Raw genomic sequence first — 18,302 nt, 5'->3', positions numbered from 1 at the left:
CGCACCATGGACGACCATCGCCGAGAGGCACCCGGCGAGAGCCCGGACCCGATCCCCAGGGACCTGCCGGACCAGCAGGCGCGCGGCGGGGAGGACCCGTGGGAGGTGCCCGCCGGGCCCACCCGCGACGCCTCCGAGTCCGAGTCCGACGACGTCCCGGAGACGGACGAGGCGGGCACGGGCCGGCAGGGCGAGCCCCAGACCGGCGCGGTCCACCCCGAGCACCCGGCCCCGGAGGAGCCGACGGGCTGATCCGCCCGGCGCCCGCCGCCTCAGCCGGCCTTCCGGCCCCGGAGGTTGGCGGTGCCCGCGCCCGCGCCCTCCCGCAGGCCCCCCAGGAACTCCTCGAGCACCTCGGGCGCCGTGCGGGACGGCTCCCAGCCCAGTTCCGCGCGGGCTCGCGAGCAGTCCATCAGCGGCACCCGCAGGACCGCGTCGAACAGGTGCGGAGACGCCGGCAGCAGCCGCAGCCCCCACGCGGCGGCGATCGCCGAGCGGGCCGCCGTACGGGGGAGGCGAACCGTGCGGGCGCCGAGCATCCCGCCCAGCAGCTCGGCGTCGACCGGCGGGTCCGCCGCCAGGTTGAAGGCGCCGCGCACGTCGGACTTCACCGCCAGCCGGTAGGCGTGGGCCGCGTCGTCGGTGTGCAGGGCCTGCACCCGCAGCCCGGGCACATCGGGCAGGAACGGGAGCAGGTCGGGCCGCAGCAGCGGCCCCGGCAGGTAGCGGCCGCCGAAGATCCGCCGCTGCTCGCTCGCGGACGCGCGCTTGAACAGGAACGCCGGCCGCATCCGCACCACCCGGACCTCGGGGTGCTCCCGCTCGAAGATGTCCAGGCTCCGCTCCAGGTACGCCTTCTCCCGGCAGTACGCGGCGTCCGGCCAGCCGTGTGTCGGCCAGGACTCGTCCACGGGGTGGTCCTTCGGTCCCGGCGAGTACGCGCCCACCGACGAGGCGTGGATCAGCGCGGGCACCTCGGCCTCCGCCACCGCCTCGTACACGCGCAGGCTGCCCAGCACATTGGTGCGCCAGGTCGTCGCCGGGTCGTGCGTCGGCTGGAAGGCCCAGGCCAGATGGACGACGGCATCGGCGCCGGCGAAGACCCGCGTGAGATCCGTGTGCCGCGACGCGAGGTCGGCGGCCGTCCACTCGGTCTTCGCCGGGCCCACGTCGGGTTTGCGGCGGGCGAGGCCCACGACGGACCCGACCTCCGGGTCCTCCGCGAGGAGCCGCACCACGCTGGTGCCGACGTTGCCGGTGGCTCCGGTGACCACGATCCTGCGTTCCGGTCCGCTGCTCACCTGCGGCTCCTCCCGGACGGTGGGGACGGGAGCGCCCGAGTACCCCGTGCGCCCGCGCGCACGCCGTCAGCCGGCGAAGGCGTCCACGCCGGTCAGCTCCGCCGACAGGGCCCACAGCCGGGCCGCCTGCTCGGGGTCGGTCGCCCAGTCCTTCACCCCGACGCGCTCGCCGTCGGCCGGGGCCGGCTCGGCGACCTCGCAGTCCTCCAGGTACAGGCCGCCCAGGCCCGCCAGCCGGGGCGAGGTCGCCGCCCACACCTGGGTCGCGGCACCCTGCTCGGGCGTCTTGAAGCCCGGCTGGGGGATCTCGTTGCCCTCCTCGTCGATCCAGCCGTTGGCGATCATCTCCTCTCGGGGCAGGTGCCGCTGGAGAGGCGTGAGGATGCCGCCGGGATGCAGCGAGAACGCCCGGACACCGCGGTCGGCCGCGAGCCGGTCGAGGTGGACGGCGAACAGGGCGTTCGCGGTCTTGGCCTGGCCGTACGCCTGCCACTTGTCGTAGCCCTGGCGCCACTGGACGTCGTCCCAGCGGATGCCGGAGTAGTGGTGGGCGCGCGAGGACACCGACACCACCCGGGCGCCACCGGGCTCGATCGCCGGCCACAGCCGGTTGACCAGGGCGAAGTGCCCGAGGTGGTTGGTGGCGAACTGGGCCTCCCAGCCGGGGCCGACCCGGGTCTCCGGGCAGGCCATGACGCCGGCGCTGTCGATCACGATGTCGACGGTCCGGCCGCCGGCCAGGAACCGTTCGGCGAAGCCGCGGACGCTGTCCTGGTCGGCCAGGTCGAGCTCGTCCACCTCGACGCCGCCCATCCCGGCCAGCGCCTCGTCGGCGGTGGACCGGCGGCGGGCGGGGACGACGACGTGGGCGCCGGCGCGGCTGAGGGCCCGGGTGGTCTCCAGGCCGATCCCGGAGTAGCCGCCCGTGACGATCGCGAGCTTTCCGGTGAGATCGATGCCCGCCAGGACCTCGTCCGCGGTGCTGGCCGCTCCGAAACCGGACCCGATCTTGTGCTGTGCAGTACTCATGTCCGGAACGCTACGAATTGGAGTGCTCTCGAAGTCAAGCGGACGGGGGCGCGGTGCGCCCGGACAGGAAAAAGCCCCGGCCGGACGGGGGATTCCGGTCGGGGCGTCGAGGGTGGGTGCGCATGGCGGTCGCCTCTCGGCGAAGGGCTCCACAGGGCTTCAGCCGAACGATCTTCCCTGTGGGCGGATGGTGAGGCCCGGGGACACTGTCCCATCCGCACCCACGGCTGGTTCAACGGTGAACCACGGGAGGATGTTCCTGTTCCCGCCGCCTGCGGCGGTGAGGTGCGTCACGCCCCGGAGTGCTGCTTCTCCCGCGTCCACGCCAGCAGCTCGTCGGCCGTCCACGTGGTGACGACCCGCTCCGCGGGCACCCCGCACTCCTCGGCGCGCGCACAGCCGTACCGCTGCCAGTCCAGCTGCCCCGGGGCGTGCGCGTCGGTGTCGATCGAGAACAGCGTGCCCGCTGCCACCGCCCGGCGCAGCAGACGGCGGGGCGGGTCCAGCCGCTCGGGCCGGCTGTTGATCTCCACGGCCGTCCCGGACTCGGCGCAGGCGGCGAACACCGCGTCCGCGTCGAACTCCGACTCCGGGCGCCCACGACCGGTGATCAGACGGCCGGTGCAGTGCCCGAGGACGTCCGCGTGCGGGTTGCGCACCGCCGCGATCATGCGACGGGTCATCGAACGGGCGTCCATGCGCAGCTTGGAGTGCACCGACACCACGACCACGTCCAGGCGCTCCAGCAGTTCCGGTTCCTGGTCCAGCGAGCCGTCGTCGAGGATGTCGCACTCGATGCCGGTGAGCAGCCGGAACGGCGCCCAGCGGGCGTTCAGTCCCGCCACCACGTCCAGCTGCTCGCGCAGCCGGCCGGCCGACAGTCCCCGGGCGACGGTCAGCCGGGGCGAGTGGTCGGTCAGCACCGCCCACTCGTGCCCGAGCTCCGCCGCCGTCCGCCCCATCTCCTCGATGGGGCTGCCCCCGTCGGACCAGTCGGAGTGCAGATGGCAGTCGCCGCGCAGCGCCTCCCACAGCTCCCGCCCCCCTTCGGGCGGTCCCGCGGCGGGCCGGGCCTCCAGATCGGCGAGATAGCCGGGCACCCGACCGGCCAGGGCCTCGCGCACCACGCCGGCCGTCTTCGGGCCGACGCCCTTCAGCTTCTCCAGCGTCCCGGCCTCCGCCCGCGCCCGGACCTCGTCCGCGGGCAGCTCGGCCAGCACCCGGGCGGCCGTACGGAACGCCCGGACGCGGTACGTCGGCTCCAGGGACCGCTCCAGCAGGAAGGCGATCCGGTTCAGGGCCTCGACGGGATCCATCGCCACCTCCTCCTCCAGGGTTCCCCGGCACCGCCGGCCCCGCACGGTGACGGCGGGCGGGACGCCGCGGACCCGGCCTACGCTCTATGCATGACCGAAAGCGCGAGCCCGCACATCGCACAGCCGCGGATCATGGTGCTCGGGGTCCAGCCGGGCACGCCCCCGTTCCGCATCATGGAGATCGATGGTGAGATCGTCTGCGAGGCCAGGACCATCACCGACGTCCTCACCACCGCCGCCCTCTACGGCATCACGGTCCACGACCTCGACGACCCGGACGTGGTCCGCTGGGTGGGTGGCGACAAGTTCACCTGGCACCACCGCTGAGGGACCGGCTCAGCCGACCGTCCACTTCTGGTTGGCTCCGCCCGAGCAGGTCCACAGCTGCAGCCGCGTGCCGTTGGCCGAGCTGTTCCCGGTGGCGTCCACGCACTTGTCGGCCTGCGGATTGACGATGTCGCGCGCCGCGGACACGGTCCACTTCTGGTTGGCGCCTCCGGTGCAGTCCCACAGTTGCAGCGGTGTGCCGTCGGCGGTGCCGTTGCCGGTCGCGTCCAGGCACTTGCCGAGCGCGCGCAGCGAGCCGTCCGGGCCGGCCGTCCACCGCTGGGCTGCGGTGCCGTTGCAGTCGTAGAGCTGCACGGGCGTGCCGTTGGCGGTGTTCGCCCCCGCCACGTCCATGCACTTGCCGGCGATCCCGCGCACGGTGCTGCCGCCGGCCGGGGTGTCGCCCGTGGTCACCGAGACGTGGTCCACGACCAGTTGCTGCGGGAAGACGGTGGAGCCGTCCGGGTCGCCGGGCCAGTAGCCGCCGACCGCGAGGTTCAGGATGAGGAAGTAGGGCCGGTTGAACACCCACTGCCTGCCACCGAGGTCGGCCGGGGTGCGCCGCTGGTAGACGTTGCCGTCCACGGACCAGGTGATGGAGTCCGGCGCCCAGTCGACGGCGAAGGTGTGGAAGGCGTCCGCGAACGCCTGCCCGTTCGGCAGGGTGTAGCCGGCGCCGATGCCGCCCGATCCGGAGTAGCCGGGGCCGTGGATCGTGCCGTGCACGGTGGACGGCTCGAAACCGACGTTCTCCATGATGTCGATCTCGCCCGAGTCGGGCCAGTTGACCGGGGTGCCGAGCATCCAGAACGCGGGCCACATGCCCTGGCCCCGCGGTACCTTCATCCGCGCCTCCACGTGCCCGTACTGGGCGGTGAACTTGCCGGAGGTGTTCAGCCGGGCCGAGGTGTACTGACAGGTGCCGTACCAGCACTGGTAGTTGGCGGGGTTCTCGCGCCGGGCCGTGATCACGAGGTGGCCCTGGCCGTCCAGGGCCGCGTTCTTGTTGCCGGAGGTGTAGTACTGCCGCTCGTGGTTGTTGACGTTGTCGCCGGTCTCGATCTGCCACTTCGACCCGTCGACGGCGGCGCCCGCGGGGCCGTCGAAGGTGTCGGAGAAGACGACCGCGGCGGCCGCGGCACGCGGTGGTTCCGCCTGGGCGGGCGCGATCGCGGCGGCCGCGACCAGGACCGCCGAGAGGGCGGCGAGCAGGGCAGAGCGGATCAGCCGTGGGGAGGCCATCGTGCTCCCTTCCGTGCGACGCCCCGTCGAAGGGTGCGTCGACCGTGGTGGGGGGTGAAGGTGTCGCCACTTGATTTAAGAAGTGAGTTAAGGGGCCGTCAATACCTTGGTACGGACCAGCGGGCAGAGGTCCGCCCCGCGCCCGGCGGGCCGGGGCGGGGCGGCAGGGGCCGTGTCAGGCCCGGACCCGCCTGGCGTGCACCGCGCGGCTCAGCCGCCGGCCCAGCAGGAGATAACCGATGAGCGCGCCCGACGTGTTGAGGATGACGTCGTCCACGTCGAAGGCGCGGCCCGTCACCAGGGCGCCCTGCGCGAACTCCACCAGCAGCATCACCGTCGCCGTCAGCAGCAGCACCCGCAGCACCCCCCGGGTCCGCGGGGCCACGATGGGGACCAGCACGCCGAACGGCACCCCCAGCAGCAGGTTGCCGCCGATCTGCCGTACGGCGTCGCGCAGTTCGGGCTGGTCCAGATAGGCGCGCAGTGAGCGGCCGGGGTGCAGGTTGGTGTGGGTCAGGCTCTCCGACGCGGGGGAGGGCTGCAGGGTGAGCTTGGCCAGAACCACCGCGAAGGCGACCATGAACGCGAAGGCGCACACCATCGCCACACAGCGGGCGAGCAGGCGCAGCGGGCCGGGCCGGGAGCCGGGGCCGTCCCGGTCAGCGCCCTTGGATTCGGGGCCGGGGCCGGTGGCGCCCGTCGTCCTGGGTGCGCCCAGGCGCAACGCGACACGCGAACGCAGGGTCTCACCGGCCATCATGTCCTCCACTCGTCAAGGTCCGGGCGTGGTCACGCGCTTACCCCCGTACCGCCCCGGGATGCGGCCGCTTTCGGCCGCGGGCGGGCCGGGTCCCTCATGTCCCGTACGTCACCTTCACCTCCTCGAAGCCCAGGGAGCGCAGCAGCCCTTCCAGCATGTCGGTGGTGTTCTTCTCGGCCCGCGCGGTCAGTCCGCTCTTCTTCGCCGCGTCCCCGATGTGCCGCACCGCCAGCTTCTGCACGGCCTGTTCGCCGTTCGGGTTGTCCGAGAACAGGTCGCCGAGGCGGTCGAGCAGCCCTCGCTGCTTGGAGACCGCGTAGGAGCGGTCGGGGTCGAGCGCCGGGGTGCCGAGCACGGCGTGCGGCAGGCGCAGCGTGGCGGACGTGCGGTCCTCGTTCACCGTGACGTCGTCCTCGCCGACCTTGCCGAGGTTCACATAGGCGTCCACGGTGCCCGCGCCGACGTACAGGGTGCGGGTGCCGCGGATGGCGTCGGGCAGGAACTTGGCGTCCTTCTCCAGGTCGACGACGATCTGGAAGTTGCCGGAGGCGGCGTCGTAGCGGCTCATGTCCTGGATGGACCGGAGCAGCGCGGGGCCCGACCGGTCCTGGGTCTCGGTGCCGAACAGGTCCTTGAGCCCCGGGAGCACGCTCAGCCGGATCCCGGCGAAGAACACGCCCAGCACCAGGATGACGGCGGTGACCGCCTTGGCCCAGCGGGGCAGGCGCCGGTCGAGGCGCTTGATGGGAGTCGTCATGTCGACGTCCCTCCTTCCTGCTCACCGGATACCCCCAAATCCCTTGCTGATCGGGTCGGTTGACCGGTTTCCGGGGGTGCGCCGGGGCGCGGCCGGCGGCTGGACGCCGAAGCAACGTTTCTGCAATCTCAGTAGCATGTGGCCGCCACCCGTAATGATCATGCGAGGAGCGGATCGTGCGAGAGATCGCCGTGTTCAGCGGCAGTGCCCATCCCGAACTGGCGGAGGAGGTCTGCGCCCAGCTCGGGGTGCCCCTCAGCCCCACCCGGGTCAGCCGGTTCGCCAACGACTGCCTGGAGGTGCAGCTCCAGGCCAACTGCCGGGAACGGGACGTCTTCCTGATCCAGCCCCTGGTGCGGCCCGTCCAGGAGCACCTGGTCGAGCTGCTGCTGATGTGCGACGCCGCGCGCGGGGCGTCCGCGCGCCGGATCACCGTCGTGATGCCGCACTACTCCTACGCGCGCTCCGACAAGAAGGACGCCCCCCGCATCTCCCTCGGCGGGCGACTCGTCGCCGACCTGATGGTGGCGGCCGGGGCGAGCCGCGTGCTCGCCATGACGCTGCACGCCCCCCAGGTGCACGGCTTCTTCTCCGTGCCCGTCGACCATCTGCACGCGCTGCGTGAACTCGCCGCGCACTTCCGGCAGTACGACCTGAGCCGGACCACCGTCGTCTCGCCGGACCTCGGCAACGCCAAGGAGGCGGCGGCGTTCGCCCGGATGATAGGCGCCCAGGTGGCCGCCGGCGCCAAGCAGCGGTTCGCGGACGACCGGGTCAGCATCTCCTCCGTGATCGGCGAGGTGAGCGGGCGCGACGTCATCGTCCTGGACGACGAGATCGCCAAGGGCAGCACGGTTCTCGAACTGCTCGACCGGCTGCGGGAGCTGAACCCGCGGTCGATCCGTGTGGCATGTACGCACGGCCTGTTCGCGGCCGGTGCCCTCAAGCGGATCGGCGAGCAGCCGGACGTCCTGGAGATCGTCTGCACCAACACCGTGCCGGTGCCCGAGGAGGAGCGCACGGACAAGCTGCGGATCCTGTCGATCGCGCCCGCGCTCGCGGAGGCCGTGCGCCGCATCCACAACGGCGAGTCCGTGAGCGCCCTGTTCGACGCTCCGGACATCTGACGAAACGTCAGGATGTGCCGGAGGCCGTCCCGGCCGTGTCGAGGGCGGCGTCCGGCGTCGGGTGCGGGGGCAGCAGCCGGGACAGGCCGGTGATCCGCAGGATGCGCAGGATCAGCGGCTGGGTGCACACCAGGTGCAGCCGGCCGCCGTGGTCGAGCACCCGGCTGCGGGCCCGGTACAGCAGCCGCAGCCCCGAGCAGTCGAAGAAGTCCACGTTCCGCAGGTCGATCACGACGCGCGCCGCCGGGTCCGTCGTCACCCGGTCCAGGTAGGGGCCTATCTCCGCGGCCGCGGCGATGTCGATCTCGCCGAGCAGTTCGAGCACCAGGTGGTCCCGGTGGCGGTGGGTGCGCAGATGCCGGGTGAAGGGTGCAGGTTCCTGCCGCACGACCACATCGCCTCCAACCCGTTCCCCTGCCGCGGGTGCCCAAGTCCGGCTCCCGCACTGCAAGTTACCCTCGATCGAGCGAATCTGAGCATGTTCGATTGACATATGTCTTTGATTTGCGACACAGGTTGCGCCCGATGGCGGGAGGGCGACCGCTCGGGCCGTGAACGGCCTGGTCCTCCTCCCCCGGCGGCACGGCGCGGCCGGGGGGGGGAGGACCAGGTGGGCAGGAGGGGCAGGGTCAGTCGACGGTCAGGACCAGCTTGCCCGTCGTGCGGCCCTGGTCCCCGAGCGCGTGCGCCTCGGCGGCGTCGGACAGCGGGAAGGTCCGCTCGACCGTGGCGCGGAGCTTGCCCTGCTCGATCAGGTCCACGAGGGAGCGCAGGTCGGCGCGGTCCGCGTCGACGAGCATCCGGACGGCCCGCACGCCGAGCCGTGCCGCCTCCTCGGGGAACTCGTCCGAGCCGACCGGGATGATGGAGACGACGACGCCGCCCGGACGCAGGACGCGCAGCGAGCGCACGGCGGTCTCGCCGCCGAGCGTGTCGAGGACGACGTCGACGTCCTTCGCCGCCTCGGCGAAGTCGGTCTCCCGGTAGTCGATCGCCTCGTCGACGCCGATCTCCCGCAGGAAGTCGTGCTTGCCGGCGCTCGCCGTGCCGATCACGTACGCGCCCCGCGCCTTGGCGATCTGTACGGCCACGTGCCCGACCCCGCCGGCGGCCGCGTGGATCAGCACCCGCTGCCCGGGCCGCAGGTCCGCGTGCTCGACCAGCGCCTGCCAGGCGGTGAGGGAGACCAGCGGCAGCGCGCCGGCCTGCGTGTGGTCGATCGAGGCCGGCTTGTGCGTCAGTGCGCGGACCGGCGCGATCACGTACTCGGCGTGCGAGCCGTGCCCGTACGGGTACGGCAGCATGCCGAAGACCTCGTCGCCGGGCTGGAACGCGGCGACGCCGATCCCGGTCGCCTCCACCACGCCGGAGACGTCCCAGCCGAGGACGAAGGGCGGGTCGCCGAGGAAGCCGCCGGTCGCCCGGTGCTTCCAGTCGGTCGGGTTGACGCCGGCGGCGCGCACCCGGACCAGGACCTGGTTGGGGCCCGGCGCCGGCCGCTCCAGCCGTACCTCCTGGAGGACCTCGGGACCGCCGAGGACGTTCTGGCTGATGGCTCGCATCGTGTGCTCAGTGCTCATGGTTCCTCAGCCTGCCCGGCGCGAGGCTTCCGGAAAATGGCACGATTGCCAACCTTCGATAAGATCGTGCCATGAGTGAGCGAGGAGCCTCCGGGCGGACCGAGCGGGTCGTGGTGCTGGCACTGGACGGCGTCTACCCCTTCGAGCTGGGCATCCCCAGCCGGATCTTCGGCGCGGCCGACGGCCACTACCAGGTGCTGACCGGCAGCGTCGACGGCCGTCCGGTACGCAGCAACGCGGACTTCACGATCGGGGTGCAGCACGGCCCGGAGATCCTCGCCACGGCCGACACCGTGGTCGTCGCCTCCATGGCCACCGCGTACATCCCGACCGAGCTGTCCCCCGAGCTCGCCGCGGCGCTGGCGCTCATTCGCCCGGACGCGCGCATCGTGTCGATCTGCACCGCCGCGTTCGTCCTCGCCGCCGCAGGACTCCTCGACGGCCGCAGGGCCACCACCCACTGGCAGGTCACCGAGGCGTTCCGCCGCATGTACCCGAGGGTCGACGTCGACCCGGACGTGCTCTTCGTCGACGACGGGCGCGTCCTCACCTCCGCGGGCGCCGCGTCCGGCGTGGACGTCTGCCTGCACATCGTTCGCACCGACCACGGCAGCGAGCTCGCCAACGCGGTCGCCCGGCGCTGCGTCGTCCCGCCCTTCCGCGACGGCGGCCAGGCGCAGTACATCGAGCAGCCGGTCCCCGAGAGCGGGCCCGCGAGCACCGCCGCCACCCGCGCCTGGGCCCTGGAGCACCTGGGTGAACCCCTCACCCTGTCGGACCTCGCCCGGCACGCCCGGATGAGCCGGCGCACCTTCGCCCGCCGCTTCGGCGACGAGGTGGGCCTCAGCCCCGGCCGATGGCTGATCCAGCAGCGGGTGGCGCGGGCCCGGCACCTCCTGGAGTCCACCGATCTGCCGGTCGACCAGATCGCCGCGCAGGTCGGCTTCGCCACCGGCGCCTCGCTGCGCCAGCACCTGCACGCCGCGATCGGGGTGTCCCCGCAGGCTTACCGGCGCACCTTCCAGGCCGCCACCGTCCGTTGACGGACCCGGCACGGACTGAAACCACCCCGGCGGGTTAGACGGGAGACACAGGGCAGCGGGGCAGGCCGCGCCCCGGACTCTTCGGAGGAGCCATGCCGCTCGTGAAAGCCGGGTTCGTCGTGCTCGACTGTGCCGAGCCCGAGAAACTCGCCGAGTTCTACAAGCAGTTGCTGGAGGGCGAGCAGACCGGCGCCACCGCCAACCAGGTCGAGATCCGGGGCGCCGACGGCATGCGGCTGGCGTTCCGCCGCGACATGAACGCCACCCCGCCGAGCTGGCCCCGCCCCGAGAACTCCCTCCAGGCGCACCTGGACTTCGTGGTGGACGACCTGGACGAGGCCGAGCGCCGGATCGTCGGCCTGGGAGGACGTCCCGTGGAGGCGAAGGACGCCCCGGGACCGTACGAGGAGCGCGGCTTCTCCGACCCGGCGGGTCACTCCTTCACCCTGCGCCGCACCCCCGCCACGGCACCCAAGCAGGGCTGAGGCCCCGGGCGGCACCCGGGACCTCAGCCGGCCGTCAGTCCCGTCCGCCCTTGTCCGCGGACGGCCAGACGCCGGTGGAGCGCTCGACCGCCTTGGCGCCGGTGCGGTCCGCGAGGCTGCGGGCCATCGCGAACAGGGCGCCCTGGACCGCCGCGGCGAGCAGCACCTCGCCCCAGCCGCGGTCCCGGTCCAGGGCGTCGGGGGCGTCCTCCTCGTGCCGGATCGCCATCCATGTCTTGCGGAAGGCGAGCCCCGCCAGGGCGCCGCTCGCCCAGCCGAGGGCGAACCCCAGCGGTTTGTAGGCGAGCGGGAGCTTCGCCTTCTTCTGCTTCTTCTTGCCCATGTGCCTGTGCCTCCTCAGTTGTTCACGGACGGGCGTGCGCCGGTACCCGTTCGGCCTCGGGAACCGGGCCGGGGGGCGTCCCGTCGCCGAACGGCCGGCCGCCCAGCTCCGCACGGTGATGCGGTGTCAGCCAGCCCGACAGGTCCGGCCCCACGGGGACGATGCCGGTCGGGTTGATCCCGGTGTGCACCTGGTAGTAGTGCCGTTTGATGTGGTCGAAGTCGACGGTGTCGCCGAATCCCGGCGTCTGGTAGAGATCACGGACGTACGCCCACAGCACCTGGTTCTCCGTCAGCTTCCAGCGGTTGCACTTGAAGTGACCGTGATAGACGGCGTCGAAACGGACCAGTGTGGTGAACAGCCGGATGTCCGCCTCCGTGATCGTGTCCCCGACCAGGTAGCGCTGCCCCGCCAGCCGCCCGGTCAGCAGGTCCAGCCGCCGGAAGAGCCTCCTGTACGCGTTCTCGTACTCCTCCTGCCCGGTGGCGAAGCCCGCCCGGTAGACGCCGTTGTTGACGTCCTCGTACACGTCGGCCATGACCTGGTCGATCTCGTCCCGCAGCGCCTCGGGGTACAGGTCGGGCGCGCCCTCCCGGTGCAGGGCCGTCCACTCGGTCGCCAGGTCCAGGGTGATCCTCTGGTAGTCGTTGGTCACCAGCTCGCCGCTGGGCACGTCCACGATCGCGGGGACGCTGACGCCGCCCGGGTAGTCCGTCTCCCGCCGGTCGTACGCCTCGCTGAGGAACCGGATGCCGAGCACCGGGTCGCGGCCGCCCGGATCCAGGGAGAACCGCCAGCTCCGGTCGTCCTGCACGGGATCGGTGATCGCCATGGGCAGGGCCTCCTCCAGGCCCAGCAGCCGCCGCGAGACCACCGCCCGGCTCGCCCACGGGCAGGCGCGGCTGACGACCAGCCGGTACCGGCCCGCCTCGACCGGCCACCCGTCCCGGCCGTCCGCCGTGATCCGGTCCGTGAAGTGCGCCCTGGACCGCTGGAACGCCTTCCGGCCATAGGCGGTGTTGCCCCCGCCGCTCATGATCGCTCCCTTCCGCCGGCCGCCGGTCCGTCCGGCCGATGCCGGGTTCCTCCGTTCCCGCCCGCCATGCGGCGGACCCGCCCGTACGCCGTCCTCGGGACCGTACGCCCGGGCTCCCCCCGAGTCCCCCGTTTTCCGCCGGACGCACGGTGTGAGCGGGGGACGCCGGGGCAGTCGGCGTTAGGTGAGCAGCACACCGGACACTCCGAAATCGGACCGCAGGACCCGGATCACGGTCCTGGTCGCCCTGATCGCCAACCTCGTCATCGCCGTCGCGAAGGCCGTCGGCGGGCTCCTCGCCCACTCACCCGCCCTGCTGTCGGAGGCGGCGCACTCCGTGGCGGACAGCCTCAACGAGGTGTTCCTGCTGGCCGCGCTGCGCCGCAGCCGACGCCCCGCCGACGCCCGGCATCCCTTCGGCTACGGCAAGGAGCGGTTCTTCTGGTCGCTGCTGGCCGCCGTCGGGATCTTCGTGATGGGCGGCTGCTTCTCGGTCTTCCAGGGTGTGGAGGCCCTGCGCGGCGGTTCCGAGGAGTCGTTCGGCGGCTATGTCGCGGGCATGATCGTCCTCGGCGTGGCCTTCCTCGCCGAAGGGGTGTCGCTGGTGCGGGCGCTGCACCAGGTGCGCCGGCAGGGCGGGCTCGCGGAGGGCATGCGCGACCCGGCGCTGCGCACGGTCGTCGCCGAGGACGGCACGGCGGTGCTCGGCGTGAGCCTCGCCCTCGCCGGTATGGCCCTGCACATGGTCACCGGTCAGGTGGTGTGGGAGGCGTCGGCGTCGCTCGCGATCGGCGCGCTGCTCGTCTACGTCGCCTATCGGCTGGGGCGCGAGGCCCGTGACCAGCTGATCGGCGAGGCCGCCGACCCGGAGGCGGCCGCCCGGATCTGCGCGCTGCTGGAGGCGCAGCCCGAGATCGACAGCGTGGAGGCCCTGTTCACGATGAAGACGGGCCTGGAGAGCGCGCTGGTGGCGGCGCGGATCGACCTGATGCCGGGACTGGACAGCGAACAGGTCGAGGAGGTCGCCGTCCGGATCAAGCGGTCCATCGGCCATACCGTCGCGGAGGCGGACCAGATCTTCCTCGACATCACCGAGCGGTCCGCGCGCGAGGCACAGGGAAGCCCCGCCGCGACGGGGGAGCGCGGCGGGGCCTGACGCTCGGATGCCCCGCATGCGCGGAGTCATGCGCCCCGACGGCGGAAAACCTCGCGGAATTCCGCCCCGGGAAAGACTTCAGGGATTCCCCGGCGGCGGGACCGGCCGGTGCCTCACGGGCACCGGCCGCACCCTTCACTCCCGGCCGAACGGCTCCAGGACGAACACCGGGATCTCCCGGTCCGTCTTCTTCTGGTAGTCGGCGTACGGCGGATAGGCGGCGACGGCCCGCTCCCACCACTCCGCCTTCTCGGCGCCGGTGACCTCACGGGCCCTCATGTCCTGCTTGCGCGGACCGTCCTGCAGCTCGACATGCGGCTCGGCCTTCACGTTGTGGTACCAGACCGGGTGCGTCGGCGCCCCGCCCTGGGAGGCGACCACGGCGTACCGGCCCTCGTGCTCCACGCGCATCAGGGGCGTCTTGCGGATCTTGCCGCTCTTGGCGCCGCGGGTCGTCATCAGGATGACGGGCAGCCCGGTGTCCTGGAGCGTGGTGCCCTCGGTGCCGCCGGACCGCTCGTACAACTCCACCTGGTCGCGCACCCACTTGCTCGGGCTGGGCTCGTATTCGCCCTCGAGAGGCATGACATCCATCCCATCGTCGTGTACGAGTACTGACACTTCGGTCAACAGTCGCACAGGCGCCGGTCATCCGCGGTCCGCCGCACCGCTACAGCAGCATCCGCACCGCGAGCGCCAGCATCACCGCGCTCGACACCAGCGCGGTCACCAGCCGTCCCCTGAGGCCGGTCAGCATCCGCCCCAGCAGGGCCCCGCCCCCGGCGAGCAGCACCTGCCAGCTCGCCGAGGCGGCGAACGCGGCCAGGACGAACACGCTCTGCCCGGCGGCCGACACGGAGTCCGCGGCGCGGGTGCCGAGCACCAGGGCCGTGAAGTAGACGACCGTCGTGGGATTCAGCAGGGTGATGCCCAGCAGCGACAGATAGGCGCGGCCCGGACCGGGCGGCGGGGGAGCGGACCGGGTGGCCAGACGGTGGGACCGGTACTGGCGTACGGCGAGGGCGGCGCCCCGCACGGCGAGCACGGCCAGCACCAGGGCCGAGGCCCAGCGCAGCGGCACCAGCACCGGGCGCAGGGCGGCCGCGAGCGCGGATCCCCCGAGGGTGGCCAGCAGGGCGTAGAGTCCGTCGGCCGTCGCCACGCCGAGCGCGGCACAGACGCCGGTGCGCAGGGAGGTACGGGCCGTGAGGGAGACGAGGTAGGTCGCGACCGCGCCGACGGGTACGGCGATGCCGTATCCGGCCAGCAGGCCCGCGAGGAGCGCGGCGGTCACGACGTGGGAGGCGTCGGTCCCCACGGTCGGCCGGGCTGCTGCTGGGACCGCACCGGACGGACGGCGGCGGTCGGCGGCAGAAAGGCGATGTTCTTCGGCATGGCCGGATTCTGTGGTCCCCGACCGGCCCGCGACAAGCGAATTTCCCCCGGCCCGCCGCGCGGGCGGATTCCCGTCCGGTGCGGGCGAAGCCTTGAGCGATCATCCCCGGCCAGTTTCTCCGCGGCGGTGTTCTGGCCGAACTTGCCGTCGTCTTTTAGGTGCCCCGGGCATCTAATGAAGATCGGCACGACGCACTCTTTCGTCTGCGAGGTCTTTTCATGACGGACATGACGGAAACCCCCACCGTCGCCTTCCCCCAGAGCCGGACCTGTCCCTACCACCCGCCCGCCGCCTACGACCCCCTGCGCGACACCCGCCCGCTGACCCGCGCACGTCTCTACGACGGCCGCCTCGTCTGGACGGTCACCGGTCACGGCCTCGCCCGCACCCTGCTCGCCGACCCCCGTCTGTCCTCCGACCCCACCCGGCCGGAGTTCCCCGCCACCACGGAACGCATCGCGCAGGTCCGGCGCCGCCGGTCCGCCCTGCTCGGCGTCGACGACCCCGAACACCGCGTGCAGCGGCGCATGATGATCCCCAGCTTCACCCTCCAGCGCGCCACCGCGCTGCGCCCCCACATCCAGCGGATCGTCGACGAACGCCTCGACGCGATGATCGCCGGCGGCCCGCCCGCCGACCTGGTCCCCGCCTTCGCGCTGCCGGTGCCCTCCATGGTGATCTGCGCTCTGCTCGGCGTGCCCTACGAGGACCACGACTTCTTCGAGGGGCAGTCACGCAGGCTGCTGCGCGGCCCGACGGCCGCCGACTCCATGGACGCCCGAGCCCGCATGGAGGCGTACTTCGACGAGCTGATCGACCGCAAGCAGCGGCAGGACGCGCCCGGTGACGGCGTCCTGGACGAACTCGTCCACCAGCGGCTGGCCGAGGGCGAACTGGACCGCGAGGGCCTCATCGCGCTGGCGATCATCCTGCTGGTCGCCGGGCACGAGACGACCGCCAACATGATCTCCCTGGGCACCTTCACGCTGCTCAGGCACCCGGAACGGCTGGCCGAGCTGCGCGCCGACCCGGACCTCGTGCCCGCGGCCGTCGAGGAACTGCTGCGCATGCTGTCCATCGCCGACGGTCTGCTGCGGGTCGCCGCCGAGGACATCGAGGTGGCGGGGGAGACCATCCGGGCGGGCGACGGCGTCATCTTCTCCACGTCGGTCATCAACCGGGACGAGGCCGTCTACGCCGACCCCGACACCCTCGACCTGCACCGCCCGGCCCGCCACCACGTCGCCTTCGGGTTCGGCATCCACCAGTGCCTCGGGCAGAACCTCGCCCGCGCCGAGATGGAGATCGCGCTGCGCACCCTGTTCGGCCGTCTCCCCGGACTGCGTCTGGCGGTCCCCGCGGAGGAAATCCCGTTCAAACCCGGCGACACGATCCAGGGGATGCTGGAACTCCCCGTGACCTGGTAAGAGGCTCCGGTCATGCACAACGAAACACGTGAGACACACGAGACCACGGCGGCCGCGCCCGGCGAGGCGTCCGGGACCCGCATCGACATCGACCACGACCTCTGCATCGGCGCCGGACAGTGCGCCCTGGCCGCCCCGTCCGTCTTCACCCAGGACGACGACGGCTTCAGCGCCCTGATCCCCGGCCGTGAGGACGGCGGCGGCGACCCGATGGTCCGGGAGGCCGCCCGCGCCTGCCCGGTCAGCGCCATCACCGTCTCCGAGGCGGCCGGCTGACGGGCCGTCGGACCGTTGAGTAGGGTTTCCCGGATGACCGAGCAGGCCGGGAAACCCTTCCTCTACGTCGTCGTCTGCGCCGCCGGGATCGCGGCGGACGTGGACAAGCTGGTCGGCGCCGCCCTGGAGCGGGACTGGGAGGTCGGGGTCATCGCGACCCCGGCCGCCCTGAACGGCTTCTTCGACACCACCGCCGTCGAGACTCTGACGGGCCGCCCGATCCGCTCCGCCTGGCGCACCCCCGCCGACCCCCGCCCCTTCCCGCCGCCGGACGCCGTTGCCGTCGCCCCGGCCACCTTCAACACGGTCAACAAGTGGGCGGCCGGCATCGCCGACACCCTGGCCCTGGGCACCCTGTGCGAGGCGGCCGGCCTGGGCGTGCCGGTGGCCGTCCTGCCCTGTGTGGCCGACGCGCTCGCCGCCCACCCGGCCTACCGGGACAGCCTGGAGCGGCTGCGCGGCATGGGGGTGCGGTTCGGGGAGCCGTACACGGGCGAGCCCGCACCGGACGGCACGCGGCCGGACTTCGGGTGGGAGCGGGCGCTGGACCTCCTGACGCGGCCGGGGGCGCCGTAGGCTCGCCGGGTAACCCCTTCCCGACGGCAGGAGCAGCAACGATGCAGTACGTGAAGCTCGGTTCGACGGGCCTGGACGTGTCACGGATCTGTCTGGGCTGCATGACCTACGGGCTCCCGGACCGCGGCACCCACGAGTGGACCCTGAACGAGGAGGCGTCGCGGCCGCTGATCCGGCAGGCGCTCGACGCGGGCGTCAACTTCTTCGACACCGCCAACGTCTACTCCGACGGCACCAGTGAGGAGATCGTCGGCAAGGCGCTGCGCGACTTCGCGCGCCGGGACGAGATCGTCCTCGCGACCAAGGTCAATGGCCGGATGCACCCCGGCCCGAACGGCGCCGGGCTCTCCCGCAAGGCGATCATGACCGAGATCGACCGCAGCCTCGCCCGTCTCGGCACGGACCACGTCGACCTCTACCAGATCCACCGCTTCGACCCGCACACCCCGGTCGAGGAGACGATGGAGGCCCTGCACGACGTGGTGAAGGCGGGCAAGGCCCGTTACATCGGGGCGAGTTCGATGTACGCCTGGCAGTTCTCGAAGATGCAGTACACCGCCGAGCGCAACGGCTGGACGAAGTTCGTCTCCATGCAGAACCACTACAACCTCCTCTACCGCGAGGAGGAGCGCGAGATGCTGCCGCTCTGCGCGGACCAGGGCGTCGGGGTGCTGCCGTGGAGCCCGCTGGCCCGCGGCCGGCTCACCCGCGACTGGGGCACGGCCACCGAGCGCAGCACCCACGACGAGTTCGGCAGCCGGCTGTACGCGGACGGCGACCGGGTCGTCGTGGAGGCCGTCACCCGAGTGGCGAACGAGCGCGGTGTGCCGCGCGCCCAGGTCGCCCTCGCCTGGCTGCTGCACCAGGACACGGTGACGGCGCCCATCATCGGCGCCGCCCGGCCGGGGCACCTCGAGGACGCGGTCGCCGCCGTCGAACTGGAGCTGACCGACAAGGAGTTGGAGGCGCTCCAGGAGTCCTACACGCCCCACCCGGTCATCGGCCACTGAGCGCGTCGCGGACGGAGGCGCCGGCCGGGCGCCGCAATGGTTGGCACCCCGGTTGTGAAGGCCCGGTGAAGGCGCCTTCGTCCGCATGACCAGCGGAAAATGCCGTGGCGCGGCG

Annotated in this window: 22 protein-coding genes; 10 read left to right on the top strand and 12 right to left on the bottom strand. The window is 72.5% G+C overall.

Annotated elements, in window-relative coordinates; translation table 11 throughout:
• Positions 1-6 precede the first annotated feature (6 nt).
• Complete coding sequence (locus ADL34_RS08705) at positions 7-252, top strand: hypothetical protein (protein WP_062665574.1); 246 nt, start codon at positions 7-9, stop codon at positions 250-252.
• Between the two features lie 20 nt (positions 253-272).
• Here ADL34_RS08705 and ADL34_RS08700 read toward each other — a convergent pair whose 3' ends face one another.
• The 3 genes from ADL34_RS08700 to ADL34_RS08690 all read right to left on the bottom strand — a co-directional run bounded on the left by ADL34_RS08700 (position 273) and on the right by ADL34_RS08690 (position 3,646).
• Positions 273-1,301 carry an SDR family oxidoreductase gene (locus ADL34_RS08700; protein ID WP_062665572.1) on the bottom strand — a complete coding sequence of 343 codons (1,029 nt, stop codon included), beginning with the start codon at positions 1,299-1,301 and terminating at the stop codon, positions 273-275.
• Between the two features lie 66 nt (positions 1,302-1,367).
• Positions 1,368-2,330: an SDR family NAD(P)-dependent oxidoreductase gene (locus ADL34_RS08695; RefSeq protein ID WP_062665571.1), complete on the bottom strand. Its 963-nt coding sequence runs from the start codon at positions 2,328-2,330 to the stop codon at positions 1,368-1,370.
• A 290-nt stretch (positions 2,331-2,620) separates the two neighbouring features.
• Positions 2,621-3,646: a PHP domain-containing protein gene (locus ADL34_RS08690; protein WP_062665570.1), complete on the bottom strand. Its 1,026-nt coding sequence runs from the start codon at positions 3,644-3,646 to the stop codon at positions 2,621-2,623.
• A gap of 90 nt (positions 3,647-3,736) precedes the next feature.
• On the opposite strand from ADL34_RS08690, the gene ADL34_RS08685 reads away from it, so the two are divergent.
• Positions 3,737-3,973 (top strand): hypothetical protein, encoded by a 237-nt coding sequence (locus ADL34_RS08685; protein WP_062665569.1) that lies wholly within the window; start codon positions 3,737-3,739, stop codon positions 3,971-3,973.
• A gap of 9 nt (positions 3,974-3,982) precedes the next feature.
• Here ADL34_RS08685 and ADL34_RS08680 read toward each other — a convergent pair whose 3' ends face one another.
• The 3 genes from ADL34_RS08680 to ADL34_RS08670 all read right to left on the bottom strand — a co-directional run bounded on the left by ADL34_RS08680 (position 3,983) and on the right by ADL34_RS08670 (position 6,732).
• A complete protein-coding gene (locus ADL34_RS08680) occupies positions 3,983-5,215 on the bottom strand; it encodes a ricin-type beta-trefoil lectin domain protein (protein ID WP_062665568.1) in 1,233 nt (410 codons plus the stop codon).
• A 175-nt stretch (positions 5,216-5,390) separates the two neighbouring features.
• Positions 5,391-5,972, bottom strand: a complete 582-nt coding sequence (locus ADL34_RS08675) for a VanZ family protein (RefSeq protein WP_079034044.1) — start codon at positions 5,970-5,972, stop codon at positions 5,391-5,393.
• 97 nt (positions 5,973-6,069) lie between these two features.
• A complete protein-coding gene (locus ADL34_RS08670) occupies positions 6,070-6,732 on the bottom strand; it encodes a DUF4230 domain-containing protein (protein ID WP_062665567.1) in 663 nt (220 codons plus the stop codon).
• Between the two features lie 176 nt (positions 6,733-6,908).
• On the opposite strand from ADL34_RS08670, the gene ADL34_RS08665 reads away from it, so the two are divergent.
• Positions 6,909-7,859 carry a ribose-phosphate diphosphokinase gene (locus ADL34_RS08665; RefSeq protein ID WP_062665566.1) on the top strand — a complete coding sequence of 317 codons (951 nt, stop codon included), beginning with the start codon at positions 6,909-6,911 and terminating at the stop codon, positions 7,857-7,859.
• A gap of 7 nt (positions 7,860-7,866) precedes the next feature.
• Here the strand turns inward: ADL34_RS08665 and ADL34_RS08660 are convergent, their stop codons facing one another.
• On the bottom strand, positions 7,867-8,247 hold the full coding sequence (locus tag ADL34_RS08660; protein ID WP_062665685.1) for an anti-sigma factor antagonist: 381 nt from the start codon (positions 8,245-8,247) through the stop codon (positions 7,867-7,869).
• A gap of 241 nt (positions 8,248-8,488) precedes the next feature.
• Positions 8,489-9,439 carry an NADP-dependent oxidoreductase gene (locus ADL34_RS08655; protein WP_062665565.1) on the bottom strand — a complete coding sequence of 317 codons (951 nt, stop codon included), beginning with the start codon at positions 9,437-9,439 and terminating at the stop codon, positions 8,489-8,491.
• Positions 9,440-9,510: 71 nt separating this feature from the next.
• Between ADL34_RS08655 and ADL34_RS08650 the strand changes: the two genes are divergently transcribed.
• Both ADL34_RS08650 and ADL34_RS08645 read left to right on the top strand, forming a co-directional pair.
• Complete coding sequence (locus ADL34_RS08650) at positions 9,511-10,482, top strand: GlxA family transcriptional regulator (RefSeq protein WP_062665562.1); 972 nt, start codon at positions 9,511-9,513, stop codon at positions 10,480-10,482.
• 92 nt (positions 10,483-10,574) lie between these two features.
• Positions 10,575-10,967: a VOC family protein gene (locus ADL34_RS08645; protein ID WP_062665560.1), complete on the top strand. Its 393-nt coding sequence runs from the start codon at positions 10,575-10,577 to the stop codon at positions 10,965-10,967.
• A gap of 34 nt (positions 10,968-11,001) precedes the next feature.
• Here the strand turns inward: ADL34_RS08645 and ADL34_RS08640 are convergent, their stop codons facing one another.
• Positions 11,002-11,310, bottom strand: coding sequence for a DUF4235 domain-containing protein (locus ADL34_RS08640; RefSeq protein WP_062665557.1), 309 nt, complete (start codon positions 11,308-11,310; stop codon positions 11,002-11,004).
• 22 nt (positions 11,311-11,332) lie between these two features.
• Positions 11,333-12,346, bottom strand: coding sequence for a glutathione S-transferase family protein (locus tag ADL34_RS08635; RefSeq protein ID WP_062665555.1), 1,014 nt, complete (start codon positions 12,344-12,346; stop codon positions 11,333-11,335).
• A gap of 184 nt (positions 12,347-12,530) precedes the next feature.
• On the opposite strand from ADL34_RS08635, the gene ADL34_RS08630 reads away from it, so the two are divergent.
• Complete coding sequence (locus ADL34_RS08630; RefSeq protein ID WP_062665554.1) at positions 12,531-13,502, top strand: cation diffusion facilitator family transporter; 972 nt, start codon at positions 12,531-12,533, stop codon at positions 13,500-13,502.
• Positions 13,503-13,637: 135 nt separating this feature from the next.
• On the opposite strand, the gene ADL34_RS08625 is transcribed toward ADL34_RS08630, so the two are convergent.
• Both ADL34_RS08625 and ADL34_RS08620 read right to left on the bottom strand, forming a co-directional pair.
• Complete coding sequence (locus ADL34_RS08625; RefSeq protein ID WP_062665683.1) at positions 13,638-14,087, bottom strand: nitroreductase family deazaflavin-dependent oxidoreductase; 450 nt, start codon at positions 14,085-14,087, stop codon at positions 13,638-13,640.
• An 85-nt stretch (positions 14,088-14,172) separates the two neighbouring features.
• Positions 14,173-14,796 carry a LysE family transporter gene (locus ADL34_RS08620; RefSeq protein WP_079034043.1) on the bottom strand — a complete coding sequence of 208 codons (624 nt, stop codon included), beginning with the start codon at positions 14,794-14,796 and terminating at the stop codon, positions 14,173-14,175.
• A gap of 320 nt (positions 14,797-15,116) precedes the next feature.
• On the opposite strand from ADL34_RS08620, the gene ADL34_RS08615 reads away from it, so the two are divergent.
• The 4 genes from ADL34_RS08615 (at position 15,117) to ADL34_RS08600 (ending at position 18,187) form a co-directional block, all read left to right on the top strand.
• Complete coding sequence (locus ADL34_RS08615) at positions 15,117-16,325, top strand: cytochrome P450 (protein ID WP_062665551.1); 1,209 nt, start codon at positions 15,117-15,119, stop codon at positions 16,323-16,325.
• 81 nt (positions 16,326-16,406) lie between these two features.
• Positions 16,407-16,601 (top strand): ferredoxin, encoded by a 195-nt coding sequence (locus tag ADL34_RS08610; RefSeq protein WP_062665681.1) that lies wholly within the window; start codon positions 16,407-16,409, stop codon positions 16,599-16,601.
• Positions 16,602-16,634: 33 nt separating this feature from the next.
• On the top strand, positions 16,635-17,177 hold the full coding sequence (locus ADL34_RS08605) for a flavoprotein (protein ID WP_062665549.1): 543 nt from the start codon (positions 16,635-16,637) through the stop codon (positions 17,175-17,177).
• Between the two features lie 41 nt (positions 17,178-17,218).
• Positions 17,219-18,187, top strand: coding sequence for an aldo/keto reductase (locus ADL34_RS08600; protein ID WP_062665547.1), 969 nt, complete (start codon positions 17,219-17,221; stop codon positions 18,185-18,187).
• Positions 18,188-18,302 lie beyond the last annotated feature (115 nt).

It is taken from the genome of Streptomyces sp. NRRL WC-3605 (assembly GCF_001509795.1).
In the GTDB taxonomy this organism is placed as follows: domain Bacteria; phylum Actinomycetota; class Actinomycetes; order Streptomycetales; family Streptomycetaceae; genus Streptomyces; species Streptomyces viridochromogenes.
The sequence above is the reverse complement of the archived record's forward strand: the minus strand, read 5'-3'. Positions and strand labels throughout refer to the sequence as shown.